Annotated in this window: 13 protein-coding genes and 1 tRNA gene; 9 read left to right on the top strand and 5 right to left on the bottom strand. The window is 49.2% G+C overall.

Features of this window, described 5'->3' with window-relative positions:
- Positions 1 to 17 precede the first annotated feature (17 nt).
- The 4 genes from AC4QZR_RS09830 to AC4QZR_RS09815 all read left to right on the top strand — a co-directional run bounded on the left by AC4QZR_RS09830 (position 18) and on the right by AC4QZR_RS09815 (position 4187).
- Positions 18 to 1283, top strand: a complete 1266-nt coding sequence (locus AC4QZR_RS09830) for an amidohydrolase (RefSeq protein ID WP_494480748.1) — start codon at positions 18 to 20, stop codon at positions 1281 to 1283.
- 590 nt (positions 1284 to 1873) lie between these two features.
- Complete coding sequence (locus AC4QZR_RS09825) at positions 1874 to 2392, top strand: DUF488 domain-containing protein (protein WP_494480747.1); 519 nt, start codon at positions 1874 to 1876, stop codon at positions 2390 to 2392.
- A gap of 395 nt (positions 2393 to 2787) precedes the next feature.
- Entirely contained in the window at positions 2788 to 3198 is a 411-nt protein-coding gene (locus AC4QZR_RS09820; RefSeq protein ID WP_494480746.1) for an OsmC family protein, read from the top strand.
- Between the two features lie 23 nt (positions 3199 to 3221).
- Positions 3222 to 4187, top strand: coding sequence for a DUF5996 family protein (locus AC4QZR_RS09815; protein WP_494480745.1), 966 nt, complete (start codon positions 3222 to 3224; stop codon positions 4185 to 4187).
- 106 nt (positions 4188 to 4293) lie between these two features.
- On the opposite strand, the gene AC4QZR_RS09810 is transcribed toward AC4QZR_RS09815, so the two are convergent.
- On the bottom strand, positions 4294 to 5151 hold the full coding sequence (locus tag AC4QZR_RS09810; protein WP_494480744.1) for an EamA family transporter: 858 nt from the start codon (positions 5149 to 5151) through the stop codon (positions 4294 to 4296).
- A gap of 692 nt (positions 5152 to 5843) precedes the next feature.
- On the opposite strand from AC4QZR_RS09810, the gene AC4QZR_RS09805 reads away from it, so the two are divergent.
- Entirely contained in the window at positions 5844 to 6110 is a 267-nt protein-coding gene (locus tag AC4QZR_RS09805) for a hypothetical protein (RefSeq protein WP_494480743.1), read from the top strand.
- Between the two features lie 700 nt (positions 6111 to 6810).
- Here AC4QZR_RS09805 and AC4QZR_RS09800 read toward each other — a convergent pair.
- From AC4QZR_RS09800 to AC4QZR_RS09790, 3 genes are all read right to left on the bottom strand, one after another.
- Positions 6811 to 7641 carry a hypothetical protein gene (locus tag AC4QZR_RS09800; RefSeq protein ID WP_494480742.1) on the bottom strand — a complete coding sequence of 277 codons (831 nt, stop codon included), beginning with the start codon at positions 7639 to 7641 and terminating at the stop codon, positions 6811 to 6813.
- A 144-nt stretch (positions 7642 to 7785) separates the two neighbouring features.
- On the bottom strand, positions 7786 to 9171 hold the full coding sequence (locus AC4QZR_RS09795) for a T9SS type B sorting domain-containing protein (RefSeq protein ID WP_494480741.1): 1386 nt from the start codon (positions 9169 to 9171) through the stop codon (positions 7786 to 7788).
- Between the two features lie 431 nt (positions 9172 to 9602).
- Positions 9603 to 9674 (bottom strand) — tRNA-Glu (locus AC4QZR_RS09790).
- Positions 9675 to 9857: 183 nt separating this feature from the next.
- On the opposite strand from AC4QZR_RS09790, the gene gap reads away from it, so the two are divergent.
- The 4 genes from gap to AC4QZR_RS09770 all read left to right on the top strand — a co-directional run bounded on the left by gap (position 9858) and on the right by AC4QZR_RS09770 (position 13265).
- Positions 9858 to 10850 carry a type I glyceraldehyde-3-phosphate dehydrogenase gene (gene gap, locus AC4QZR_RS09785; RefSeq protein ID WP_188499857.1) on the top strand — a complete coding sequence of 331 codons (993 nt, stop codon included), beginning with the start codon at positions 9858 to 9860 and terminating at the stop codon, positions 10848 to 10850.
- A gap of 180 nt (positions 10851 to 11030) precedes the next feature.
- Positions 11031 to 11876, top strand: coding sequence for a universal stress protein (locus AC4QZR_RS09780; RefSeq protein WP_494480740.1), 846 nt, complete (start codon positions 11031 to 11033; stop codon positions 11874 to 11876).
- A gap of 123 nt (positions 11877 to 11999) precedes the next feature.
- Entirely contained in the window at positions 12000 to 12881 is an 882-nt protein-coding gene (locus AC4QZR_RS09775; protein ID WP_494480739.1) for a diacylglycerol/lipid kinase family protein, read from the top strand.
- A gap of 36 nt (positions 12882 to 12917) precedes the next feature.
- The gene (locus AC4QZR_RS09770; protein WP_494480738.1) at positions 12918 to 13265 is read left to right on the top strand and encodes a translation initiation factor; all 348 of its coding nucleotides are present in this window, start codon (positions 12918 to 12920) and stop codon (positions 13263 to 13265) included.
- A 388-nt stretch (positions 13266 to 13653) separates the two neighbouring features.
- Here AC4QZR_RS09770 and AC4QZR_RS09765 read toward each other — a convergent pair whose 3' ends face one another.
- Positions 13654 to 14079 (bottom strand): hypothetical protein, encoded by a 426-nt coding sequence (locus AC4QZR_RS09765; RefSeq protein WP_494480737.1) that lies wholly within the window; start codon positions 14077 to 14079, stop codon positions 13654 to 13656.
- Between the last annotated feature and the right edge of the window lie 50 nt (positions 14080 to 14129).

The raw sequence follows: 14129 nt of genomic DNA, 5'->3' as shown, positions 1-14129 counted from the left end.
GAGTTAACACGATAGTTATGGAGATTCCTCAAATCAAAGCCTTCAACGACAAAATGGACAGCTTGATAGAACCGCTACTTCCAGAGTTGGAAGCCATCTATAAAGATATTCACCAGAACCCAGAGTTATCTATGGAGGAATTCCGGACGGCTAAAATTGCTGCGGATTATTTAGTCAGGTATGGCTTCGAGGTTTCTACGGGCGTAGGAGTAACCGGTGTGGTTGGTATTTTACAGAATGGCGACGGGCCGGTTGTGATGCTTCGGGCAGATATGGATGCACTGCCTGTGACCGAAGACACAGGCTTGCCTTATGGCAGCACTAAAATAGCCCGGGACGAAGAAGGAACAGAGGTTGGGGTGTCGCATGTGTGTGGCCACGACCTGCACGTTACCTGGCTGATGGGTGCGGCCAGGTTGTTTTCAGAAAACAGAGACTTGTGGAAAGGGACGCTGATGGCTGTTTTCCAGCCTGGAGAAGAAGTAGGACGCGGCGCCCAGAGTATGATAGACGATGGCATGATGGAGCGTTTCCCCAAGCCGGATATCATCCTGGGGCAGCATGTGATGGTAGGCGAAGCCGGCACTGTCAAGTATCGCAGCGGCACGATTTTATCGGCCGGCAATAGCCTGAAAGTAAAGCTTTTTGGGCGTGGCTCACATGGCTCCCAACCCCATACTTCCATCGACCCGGTGGTGATGGCGGCGGCCACTACCATGCGCCTGCAGACCATTATTTCCCGTGAGGTGGCCCCGATAGAGAATGCCGTGTTGACTGTAGGAGCCCTGCAGGCAGGCACAAAAGAAAATATCATCCCGGAGGAGGCCACGCTCAAACTGAACATCCGCACCTTCAACGACAGTGTAAAGGATCACATCCTTTCTGCGGTAAAACGGATCTGCTGTGCGGAATGTGCCGCTTCCAATGCCCCAAGAGATCCTGAATTTACCGAACTCGTCAGTTACCCGATGACCGTGAACGATGCCGAAGCTACCGCCAGGGTGGTGGAAGCCTTCAAGATGCAGTTTGGGGACCGGGCTTTTGAAACCAAGCCCGCTTCAGCCAGCGAGGACTTTAGTATTTTTGGCCGGAATTGGAAAGTGCCTTATGTTTTTTGGTTTGTAGGCGGAACCAATCCGCAGACTTTCCGGGAGGCGCTGAAGGCAGATAAATTAAATTCTATACCCAGTAACCATTCACCTAAGTTTGCGCCCGTAATACACCCAACCTTAAAAACTGGTTTGCAGGCGATGATGACGGCCGCCGCGGCCTGGTTCCATTAAACTTGGGGGTATCAGAATGAAAGAACTAAAGTCGCTCTACTTCGTCCCTGATCTGGCAGGGGCCTTCGCCTTTACTTAAGCTGGGCCACGACAACCCGGAATTGTAAACCTGACCTGTTCGGGATCTGCGCATTTGCCATTACCGCGGCCTACAACGAGTAATAATGAGTGATCACACGGCTCCATGCTGACCCTATCGGCCATAAAGAAGGTGATGAGTATGACATGTTCTAGTTCGAAGAGGGGCTACGATATAGTCAGTCTGCCAGTGCCCGAAGTTCCAGCGCAGTGACAGAGTAAGCAGGCTCTTTCGGGGCCGCTTTAAGGAACATACACTATCTCAAGCCAACCTTTCGTCCTGCCTGCAGTATGAAAAGCCAGGCAATGAGGCCATTCAACACTTAATTCTCGAAACAAATCGGAATGCCGTTGGAACAGGCGCAAGAGGCTGTACAGGCAGTCAGGGAGAAAGCACCTCAAAATAACATTGTCTTGATCGAGGCTGGATTGAAAGCGATCTCATAGTGCTTCCAGGAAGGCCGCGCATTTGTTACAAAAGATGAAGGTGTTTAACGTGAAGACAAACAAATATGGCAACAACGAACAAAACTATCTGGACATTCGGTCACTCGACCAGAAGTCCGGAGGAATTTGTGGTAGCGCTGCAGTCATTTCAGATTGAGGTGCTAGTAGATGTGCGCCGGTATCCCGGCTCTAAAAAGTATCCTCAATTCAACGTGTCAGCCCTGGAATCTTACCTGCCCGAGGCTGGTATCAGGTATATGCCCGAGCAAGAGCTGGGCGGCCGCAGAAAGCCAAGGCCTGACTCACCCCACACCGTCTGGAGGAGCGAATCCTTTCGAGGCTATGCCGACTACGCTGAAACCAAGGAATTTGAAGATGCAATAGCAAAGCTGACGGAGCTCGCCACCCAGAAGCGAACCGCCTACATGTGTTCCGAAGCCGTGTGGTGGCGGTGCCATCGCGCCATCATCTCGGACTATCTTAAAGAAAGAGGATGGACTGTGATGCACATCATGTCTGAAGGAGTAGCTAAGGAACATCCTTACACTTCAGCATACCTGGAAACACATCCGGTGAAGGTATAGGTTGGCCAAAGTCATTCGCCTAAGGTATAAGTCAGTATATATTATTGCCAGCCATATTGACTTCTAATAAAGGTCACAAGTGTCATCCCCAGTCTGATACCCAAGGTGTTTCCTGCCCTGGTGACCGCGATCGTCTACACTGGTTGCTCCTCTTCAATCTGGGGCATGCCGTAGGTTGCAATTATGGGCCATTTCACCCCGACACAAACCCGGCGTTCAAGGCAAAGCAAGATAGGTGTGACGCTTTCAGAACCACTTGCCTATCGAAGCGGTATAAGGTGTAATGGACTGGGAATTAAGCAAAAACAGTTAACCTGGTATTGGTGTTAGATTGTTGTCTGTCAAATTTTTCAAGACGAGTGATTCAGTCCTGTACGAACATTTAATAACAAAAAATGCCCAACATAATTGCTACTGCTGAAGCCGAAAATACCGGGGAAGTCTATACGACAAAACTTCTCTCGAACCAACATAGGTTGGTAGCCGATGAACCTATTGATCTTGGAGGACAGGATCTGGGGCCTAACCCCGGGGACTACCTGTGTATGGCCCTGGCATCTTGTATGGTGATTACCCTGCGTATGTATATAACACGAAAAGGGTGGGAGATAAGCTGGATTAAAGCAAAGGTGAACCTGGTGAAAAACACCAATGCAGCCTCTGGTAATAACGTTTTTTACTGCAGTGTATCTTTTGGTGAAACGCTGACGACAGAGCAACGGGGCAAGCTGTGTAAAATAGCGAAAGCATGTCCGCTGCACCGCCTTTTAAGCAAGCCCAGCGATATCATCACACTACTGGATTAACGTCTGTTTGAGAATAATTGCCGATGAAAACAACATGGCCTAAGCTTTCCTTTGAGGAAGCTCAAAAAACCTATGAAACGATACACCTGTGGACGCAGATCGTGGGGAAGATCAGACTGGTTAAAACGCCCTGGATCAATCATTCCTGGCACGTCACACTCTATGTCACGCCCAGCGGACTCACTACTTCGGATATCGTGGACGGGGAAAAGCACTTTCAGCTTGACTTTGACTTTATACGCCACCAACTGCAACTAAAAACCAGTGCGGGCGAAACAAAAAGTATTGACTTAAAAAAGTTGTCGGTGGCGGGCTGTTACCAACAGGTTCTGGATGCCCTTCGGGAAGTAGGTATACGGGCAGACATTTACCCGGTCCCGAATGAATTGGAAAACCCTATTTCATTTGACAAAGATGTAACCCATGCTACCTACAACCCGGAACATGCCGCATCTTTGCACCAGGCATTCCTGCGAGCGCAAGATGTTTTTACCCGGTTCCGGGCTGAGTTCAGAGGCAAGTGCAGCCCTGTGCATTTCTTCTGGGGTAGTTTCGATCTGGCAGTGTCGCGTTTCTCTGGCCGTGAGGCACCCAAGCATCCGGGAGGCGTGCCCAACCTACCCGATTGGGTAGCACAGGAAGCCTATTCAAAAGAAGTTTGTAGCTGCGGCTTCTGGCCGGGAAGCGAGGCGTTTCCTTCAGCAGCGTTTTACAGCTACATCTATCCAGAACCGGAAGGGTATAAAGAAGCCCGCATAAAACCTGATCAGGCCTACTACCATCCGGAGCTTCGGGAGTTCATTCTACCTTACGATGCAGTGCAAGGTGCCGATGATCCGGAAGCTGTGCTGATAGACTTCCTGCACAGCACTTATGAGGCGGCCGCTGACCTGGCCCGATGGGATCGAAAAGCGTTGGAACAGGAAAACTTCGACAACCGGAGGAAAGCGGATCGCAGTGCCTACAAGCAAGTGAATAAAGATGATTAAAAGAACACTTCTGTTAAAGCGTATACCTATACCCAGCTATCCCCAGATAATCAGTTCCCTGTCGCTACCTTAAGCATGACTACCCTGCCAGTCAGTTTGCGCACCATTATACCTTTCTTGAGAAGTAAGTAGCGCCCACACTTGCCGCGATGACGCAGGTAATGGATACCCACTGCGTCACGCTTAGGTATTCATCCAGAAATAGCAAACCCGAGAGAGCGGCGAAGGCCGGGTGCAGACTCATCAGGATGCCGAATGTTTTGGGTGGGAGCTGACGCAGTGCCCCGATTTCCAGGGTATAAGGTATAGCACTGGTTAAAAGCGCAACAGCCACACCGATCAGCAAAAGGGGGCCAGTTACTGCAGCCAAATCTCCACTGAAAACGCCAAAAGGAATTACAAACAGGCTGGCAAAGAGCATTCCAACTCCGACTGCATCGCTGCCTTTCATCACTTTCGATACCTTTCCACCCAGCACAATATAGCCGGCCCACAGGGCGCCTGCCCCGACAGCCAACCCTGCGCCTAACAGGTCCACGTTGTTGTTCTGCCAGGGTGCAATAAGCGCTATACCTATGCAGGCCAGCAGCACCCAAACCAGATCCAGAAGCTTTCTGGAACCCAGCAATGCCAGCACTAGTGGTCCGGTGAACTCCAGGGTAACCCCCAAGCCGAGCGGGATGCGCTTGATGGCAAAGTAGAACACCAAGTTCATGGCTCCCAGGCAGGTGCCGTAAGCCAGGCAGTACAGCCACTGCTTTTTGGTTAGCTTAAAGAGGTTGGTTCTGAAGACAGCCAGCAGGATAAGCGCCGCGAAGCCAATACGCAAAGAGGCTGTACCACTCGCCCCTAAAACAGGGAAAAGGTGCTTGGCAATAGAAGCGCCACCCTGCACACTGATCATAGCAAGCAGAACGGCAGGTATAGCCGGTATAGCTATTTTCTTATTTGTAAGATTTGACATTTTACAGATGAGGGTAGAAGCGACAAAATTTTAGTGAAGCCCCTGAGGAAGTTTAAGGCTGCAAAACAATCTGATTCCTTAGATTAACTGCTCAAATAAAGGCCAGGCAGTAAGAGAAATGAGAGCACTGAGGCGAGGTAATAAATGTTATTTTGTAAGCAAAACGGTATGGAGTAGGGGTGATATAAGGATGAGATGCCATGTTGTATAATTACGGTCCAAAGATGAGGATCATTCCCATAAATTCCAATGGGTTGGCTTTAAACCAGTAGCAGAAACTACCATCGTATTCCTCAACAAAAGGTAATTTTTACCCCCTGATGAGTCAATCCAGGCCCTTTTTAATTCTCCTGTTCCTCCCCACCTTAATCATTCGCTGCCAATCTCTTTCATAAAGCGACATCCATTTGAAGGGCCACCTAACTTACTGCCAGGATATCTTGCAAAGTGCTCCAGGTTATTAGTAGCCCATAGTGTCAGTATCCCGCAGGTATAACGACATCTTATGCCTTTGCTGCTAAAGTGATTTCCTGAAATCGTGATGCGATGAGCAGTAACTGTCCAGCATATTATACCCTCTTACAAAACTTTATGAAAGCGTTATAATAGGGTAACATTCTGGCAACAGTCGTTTTCTACCTTGCAGCAGATAGATTTAAAGTGCTTATTCTTAATCATTCTTTGTAAATCAAATGGCTGTAAAAACGAAAATCAACTTTGAACGCTTAATTGCTGGCATTGAGTTGGAAACCCCAGCGGGAATAGGAAGATTCAGATTGTATAAAGACGGAAATTTTAAAGATCAGAATGTGCTGGTAGAGCATCCGAAAGGAAGGATGAAATGGTATGCGGCGAATGAACTGCAGTTGCACGCTTCGGGCAACAGGACAGAACCGGAGAGTACCCGCAACCGGCCGTTTACCGCCCGTGTACCTGAGCTACTTTATTACGCCATATAAATGTCAGGTTCCTGAAAGCAAATCCTTTTTAAAATGTTATTCCTTACGGCAGCCGGTTAATCGGCTGCCGTTTTTTATGGACGCTTCCTTTGATGTCATTTTTACAGATGCACGACTTAGATTCCGTATGTGACGCAAAATTGGCTTTCCCGAAGGCCTAAATAGGTATTCACCTTCCCCTTGTACGCTATCAGGCAAGAGAAACCAAAATCCTGCTTTAGCCCTGCGTTTTCAGCGCCGAACGCGTCATAGACATTGGTCAATTTTACACCTGATGAGATATGAGAAGTCTGAGCATTGGCCCTGAAAACATAGTAGGGGCTGCAAACAATAGGAAGGCAATCTGTATTTTTTGGTATCTCTCCAGGTTACCGTTTTTTGTGCTGGTTTAGTCCCTCAGAGCAAAGACATGCTTAGTATTCGTAACTGGTTGTAAATAAATGATTATAAGGTATTTAATTTGATAGTTGATCAAATTTGAATGTAGGATTTGCACACAAAATGAGAGGGAGAGAATTTTGACTGAACCCTATTCGAAGGGAATAAAAAAAGCCGCTCCATGTGATGTGAAGCGGCTTTTTTACTATGGTAGACCAAAGGATCGAAATATCGAACCTTATCCACATAGATTTGAATGTTCTATAAACTTATCTTATATAGAAGAGTGGCTGAAAAACATATTGCCGCCGCTATCCTTGCATCATTTTGACTTTTTCATCTGGTTGATCTTTTCCAAATTGCTTTTGCTGTTTTTAAGCGTGGAGGCGTCGTTGGCAGCAGTGGCAAGATCGATGGCTTTCTGGAACTGCTCTTCAGCCAGCTTCAGCTTTCCTTGCTTCAGCAATGCCTCTCCGTAGCTATCTAATGCATTGGCCGAGGTAGCATATGCTACCGTGTTATACTTGAAGATCAGCAGGGAAACTGGCATGGTAGCTGGGTTGTTGAGCTGTTGGTAGGCAATGGTATTGATAGTGCGCTCGCCGAAGCCGGAACCCTTCAGCTCCTCGAACACCACTGCTTCAGCCTTCGACTCTTTTCGCTGTTTCAGGTAGGCTGCCGCCTGCATTATTTTATCTTCTAAGGCAGCCATTTTTGCTTCATGATCCTGTCGCTGCTTTTCCTTGGTGGCTGCTTGCACTACCTGGTTGATTGCATTAACTACTAATTCCGGTTCTTCGCGGTGGATGTTGTGCCCGCTGAAAGCTGTTACTATATGGGAACCGCTGGTAAACTGGCTAAAAAACTCGGCGTGCAGGTTGCGCCAAACTTCCACGCCTTCAGGTTCATGGAGAAACAATTCAGGCTTAGCTCTTTTTTGCACCGATGTGAGCACCACTGCCGGCACCTGCGGCAGTTTTCCAACAGCTGGCAGCGTGCCTGTTTCAAATATTTGGTTTATCGCTTCGTTCTCCTGCCGGAACCTGTCCGGCACAAAGCTGTTTTGTAGCTCCATGTCCTTTACGGCCTTGGCATAATCTGCCTTTTTGAGTTCCTGCATCATTTTTTCATGCGCCGGGTCAACAAAATTCACAGGGATTTGATAACTTTTGATGAGCTTTTAGAGCTAGAAGGACAGTAAGTAGATCAGCTTTGCAGCTCAGTAGAGGTAGAGTTGGCAAAGGCCTATCAAGTTATCAGCCTTGTAACTCAAAAGGTCTTTGCCTCCAACTGCAGCCTACCGAACCAGTGTCAGGGTGCCACTTAAAGAATTCCTGCTCCCATACGCATCAATATATACTGCTTGCCAAAAATAGCTTCCGGCTCCATGTCCCTGTCCGTCCCACCCTTTCAGGAGGTCTTCGCTAGCATACACCCTATTTCCCCAACGGTTGTAAATAAAAAGGGACGCCTGCTCTATACCAGCCATTTTTATAGGCCTAAAGGAGTCATTGAGGCCGTCATGATTGGGAGTGAATATGTTGGGCATCACGAGCGTAATCTCACAATGTTTGTACGATACCTGCAGCTCGTCTCTTGTGCTACATCCATTTAAGGTCACCTCCACCCAATAAAGGCCGGGCTTAGTAATGGTGTAGTTTGGAACGGTGCTGTTGTCCTGCCACCTGTACGTGGCACCGGGAACGTCTGGGTTGAGGTAAAGCGACTGTCCGGGGCATAGGGTGGTATCCGCACCCAGATTGATGAGGGGAGGCTCGTTCACCTGAACGGTAAAGGAGGCGTTCTCTGTGCTGCTGCTCACCACATATGTCGTGGCCTGTTTTGGTGCCACCTTTAGCGTCTCTGCTGTGGACAGAATTACTCCCGGTCTCGTGCTTTCTGCCCAGCTATACTCAGTGCCGTTAACTGCCTTGAGCACGGCAGAATCCCCTCTGCAAATCATAAGCTGGCCAGTAATCTTGAGCGTCGGAATTTCGACTACCTCTACTTTGTCAAGATAGTAGTAGGCTGTGTTATACGTGTATTTTATCCGGACGGAGGTGGACGTCTCTGTGTCGGTGTAGAAGTTGCCTATCGTCAGGCGCGTGTAGGCCGAGTCTGCAGTAAAGTCAAAAGAGACTTCCTGCCATTCGTTAGACCAAATCTCTTCTTTCACTTCAAGTTGTGGGGTGACCTTAATTGGCTCGTGGGTGAACTGCCTGGGTGCGGCCGTAGAAAAGTAAACGCCTATGTTGTTGCTGGCGGTACCATAACTGAGCTTTCCGCCGCCGTTGCTTACCCAGAAGGATACCTTGTATTTCGTTCCCACCTCCATTGCGGAGGTTAGTCGAACGGACAGGTACTCCCGGAAGTTAGACACATCGCTGGTGAAGGTTAAAAAGCCCGCCACTGCGGATCCAGAGTATGGGTTAACAGTGGCGTTGTGGAGATTAGGTAACCGGACCTCCTGTCCTGCCTGAATATGGAAGTAATCGGGGGAGCCGTAGGGGAACTTGGAAGGGATGTACTCATTGACGTTGGACCAGTTTTTGAGCTTGTGCCATTCCCCTGACTCCACCGGCAGGGTGGTGTACTCCTCAAAGTCGCCGTTGGGTACGAGGTTCTGGCCTAGCGCGCCCAGGGACATCAGTATAAAAGCGAGCAGTAAGTAGAGTTTTGTCATCTGGCAACATGTTAGTGGTATCAGGTTTCACCCGCGTCCACTTGGGGATGAATTTTCCATCGGAATGAGGCGGGGCTAAAGATAGCTTTTAATAGCAAAACTAGCCATGCTCTCCCTCTGCATGATACGGCCATTCGTAGTGATATAGTGAGGCTACTAAGCGAGTGGTGCGTCTGAAGTTCCATTTTGCCATCCTGAGAATCAGAATATTTTATTTTTAGGAGATGTGTAAGTGAGAGTCTAAGATTAGGTACAATGAGTTATAGCCCACAGGCCTAAAAGCAAATAAATCTGAAGGGGTTGAAGCTATCTATGGCCTTGTGGTGTATCTATAAGCAAGAACTCCTGGAACTCTGCAGAAGGAGAACGGCCCCTTTAGCGTCCGAATAGCATAAAAAAAGCCTCTCAGCGTTAACTGAGAGGCTTTCGAGTAGTCCGTAGGGGAATCGAACCCCTGTTGCCAGAATGAAAATCTGGAGTCCTAACCCCTAGACGAACGGACCATTTTGTCGTTTGGTGGTGCAAAGATAAGGCAAAGAGCTTACAAGGCAAATGTTTTTTTGATTTTTTAGCCTGTTTATGCGTAAAACATTAAGAATCAGTAAGGAAAAAATATGTTGTTTTTCCTTGTCTGTAATCGTAACTTCGTGCCATCAAAATTTTAAAACAAATCAATCCCAAATACCATGTCTAAAATTAAAGTTGCAATTAACGGTTTTGGCCGTATCGGCAGACTTACTTTTAAGGCCCTTCTGGAGAAGGACAATGTAGAGGTAGTAGCGATTAACGACCTGACCAACACCAAAACATTGGCTCACCTGCTGAAGTATGACTCAGTGCACGGCCGTTTTAATGGTACAGTAGAAGCCACTGACAACGGTATTATCGTAAATGGCACAGAGATTCAGATCACTGCAGAGCGCGAGCCTAAGAACTTGCCTTGGGGCAAAATGGGCGTGGACGTAGTACTGGAGTCTACTGGTCGTTTCGTGGACGAGCAAGGCGCTGGTGGCCACCTGGAGGCAGGTGCCCGCAAAGTGGTTATTTCGGCTCCAGCCAAAGGTAACATCCCAACTGTAGTACTCGGCGTGAACGAGGACATCCTGACAGGTGATGAGCGCATCGTATCCAACGCATCTTGTACTACCAACTGCCTTGCGCCAATGGCGAAAGTACTGGACGACACATTCGGTATCGAGAAAGGCTATATTACTACAGTACACGCTTATACCTCTGACCAGAGCCTGCAGGATTCCCCGCACAGCGACCTGAGAAGAGCACGTGCAGCAGCATATTCTATCATCCCAACATCTACAGGTGCTGCCAAGGCTGTTGGCCTGGTGCTTCCTCACCTGAAAGGCAAACTGGACGGTGTGGCGATGCGCGTTCCTATTCCGGATGGCTCGCTGACCGACCTTACCTGTATCCTGAAGCGTCCTGCCACGAAAGAAGAGATCAACGCTGCCATGAAGAAAGCCGCTGAAGGCGATATGAAAGGCATCCTGGAGTACACCGAAGATCCAATTGTTTCGATTGACATCGTAGGCAACACCCACTCTTGCGTTTTCGATGCAGAGCTGACTTCTGCTAACGAAACACTGGTAAAAGTGGTAGGCTGGTACGACAACGAGGCCGGCTACTCAAACAGAACGGCTGACCTGATCGCCAAGCTTGGCTAATCATCGGTTTTATACCTTATACCCGCAAAAGCCCGCCTTTCTGGTGGGCTTTTGTGTTTTATGGCGTATATAAAAGAAAATCACTATATTTCACCTGAAATGACATTCGTCATCGTTTGGGCGTATAGAGCCCTGTATCTTTACAATGAAAACAAAGCAAAGCAATAAACCGCACCAATTATGAGAAGAATACTTGTACCCACCGACTTTTCTGACCAGGCCCATAATGCCTTTGAAGTAGCTGTTGCCATCGCACGCCAGACAGGAGCCGCCATTAAGCTGCTGCACGTTGTGGAGATGCCCTACTCACAATCCTTTAGCGTAACCGGTGACCTGGTTGGCGGAGACGGTATGGAACAGGTATATATGATGAAGCTGCTCGAGGCGACCAAAAGCCGAATGGCCCAGTTGGAGCGTTCGGTAGAGCATGCCGGGGTTGAGGTGGTGCAGGAAGTGGATGCCGACAACGTGATCCGTAAGATCCGCCGGGTGATCAGCGACGACCAGGTAGACCTGGTGGTAATGGGCTCAAAAGGCGCTAGCGGCATGAATGAGTTCCTGCTGGGCTCCAACACAGAGAAGGTGGTGCGCACGGCCGAGTGCCCGGTACTAACTATCAAAGCCCCTATTGCCAATTTCCGGGTTCGCAACATCGTGTTGCCATCTGACTTCAAGCGCGAGATCGGCACTGCCATGGAGAAGTTCAAGTTCTTCCAGCAGATGTTCGGTGCAAAGCTGCACCTGGTATACGTCAACACGCCTGGCGCTTTTGAGTCGAACGCCATCCTGCGCACACGCATGCAGGATGCTGCCGAACGCTACGGGCTGCAAAACTATACCACCAATGTATACAACGACGTCATTGAGGAAAACGGTATCCTTAACTTTGCAGAGGAGGTTGGCGCTGACCTAATCATGATGGCCACACACGGCCGTACTGGTCTGGCCCACCTGCTCAGCGGCAGTATCGCTGAAGACCTGGTAAACCACTCTGATACCCCAGTGCTGACATTCCACCTCAAATAAGGAACCTATACCTTAAGAACAGAAAGCCCGGCAATATGTCGGGCTTTTTTTATTCTCCTGCGGAATCGGTTAATTTGCGTAGAATTTACCCAGTCAACAGCGCCTTTGGCCGATCTGACCGATATGAGCAAACGTCCCCGATTCCGGTTCATCATCAATCCCACCTCCGGACCCAGCAGCCGGGTTGATGTGGCCGCCCGCATCAAACTCCACCTGGACCACGGAAAGTTTGACCACGACATCGTGTACACCGATTACGCGGGTCATGCCCCGGAACTGGCGAGAGAGGCGGCGACGCAGGGCTATGCGGTCGTAGTAGCTGTTGGGGGCGATGGTACGGTGAACGAAGTGGCTCAGGGACTGCTGCATACTGAAACGGCACTGGGCATTATCCCAAGAGGCTCTGGCAACGGACTTGCCCGCCATCTGCAGGTACCTCTCACAGTTGATGCGGCCATCCGCTTCCTCAACCTGGGACACCGTTCTCAGATTGACAGCGGAACGATCAACGGGCGCCCTTTCTTCACGACGGCAGGTATAGGCTTTGATGCCTACATCAGTTCGGTATTTGCAGGGAGCAAGAAGCGCGGTTTGCAGACCTATGTGGAGCTAATCCTGAAGGAGGTACGCAACTACCGCCATCTCCCGGTGAAGGCCGTCATCAATGGCAAAACTATCGAGACAGAGCTGTTCGTGATGGCCTTTGCCAATGCGGCACAGTATGGCAATAACGCCTATATTGCTCCCATGGCCAATATACGGGACGGTATGCTGGACGTGTGCCTGATCCGTAAACTGGATATGTTTAAAGCGCTGCAACTGAGCTACGCGATGCTGGCCAACAAACCGGCCAGTGCTGACAGCGCCGAATATTTTAAGACAGAAGGGGTAACCGTGCAGACCGACCATGAGATGATGCACCACGCCGACGGCGAATATCTGGGCAAGGCGAAAGAGTTTGAGGTGCGTATGGTGCCACAATCGCTGCATGTGGTGGCACGCTAAAGAAGGGGAGCGAGTACAGGTATAGAGAACAAGATTATGAGCGACAAGAATAAAAAAGGCAGACAGGGAGTGGTGTACTCCACTAGTTCTGATTTCAATTACCAATATGAGCAGGAGAACGAAGCCGAAACGCTTCCGCCCCAGCAGCAGAACCTCAAAGTGATGCTCGACAAAAAATCCCGTGCAGGCAAGCAGGCGACGCTGGTGGCTGGCTTTGTCGGGACGGACGATGACTTGAAAGAGCTTGGTAAAATGCTTAAGAACAAATGCGGTGTTGGCGGCTCGGCTAAAGATGGTGAGATCCTGATACAGGGCGACTTCCGCGATAAAGTGCTGCAGGTACTCCAAGCTGCTGGTTACAAAGCCAAGAAAGCGGGAGGGTGATTTTAGTGGATTGTTGAACTGTTGATGGTTAAATTGTTGGAAGCCAGAGTAATCTGCCCCTGGCCTCCTTTTGTAGAGGCATACCACCAGGGGATTTTCCTGCATGGTTTAACAAGGTATAGAAGTACACGATTCATTCGGACAGGACGCGTGGTCTCGTCCTCAAACGCTTTGCTATAAGGCTCTTCGGAATTTATTAATCCCTAAGCAAACTGTCGGGGATTTCCTAATTCCCGTGTGCCGTGTTTGTTTCGCAGGTATACGGGGACAGGTATGTCCCCAGCAGAAATACTTCCAGGCATGGAAGTCCGGAAGAGCGTTAAAATGGCTACTCCAAGACGTGAACGACGTCACACTGATGCGTAGGTTACCTAACCTAGCAAACCTTCTAAACTTCCAGACTCTTCAGCTGACTCACCGGCCCTTGCAGGTGGTAGAAGTTAGCAGACTTTTGTACGAACAGGTGGCCGGCCAGAGCAGGAGCTTTTGGGGGACGGGGCTTGTATACCTGCACCGCGCCTTTGTCCTTGCCAGGTATATGCTCGTAGCCGATCTCTTCCAGTTTTTGATCCAGCGCTTTTGGTGAGATACTCTTGACTGGTATTCTCACTTCCGTTCTCCTATACCACAGCAGGAGGGCAATGGTGAACAGCAGCGAGAAGATCGCCGCATTTACCAGGATTTCATTGATCGCCCCAGTCGACTCCTCACTGAACCTTCCCGTAATTCCAAACCAGGCCGCAGTCAGCAGCCCATACATCCCGAAGAAGTATAGGTTCAGCTTTACAAATCGCAGCAAGGTATAATGCTTCAAGGTATGGTTTATTTGTTGATGGATAAAATTCTGATTGTTAAATAATTGAA

The organism is Pontibacter sp. YIM B11418, assembly GCF_059278805.1.
This window is presented reverse-complemented; position numbering and strand designations above follow the sequence as displayed.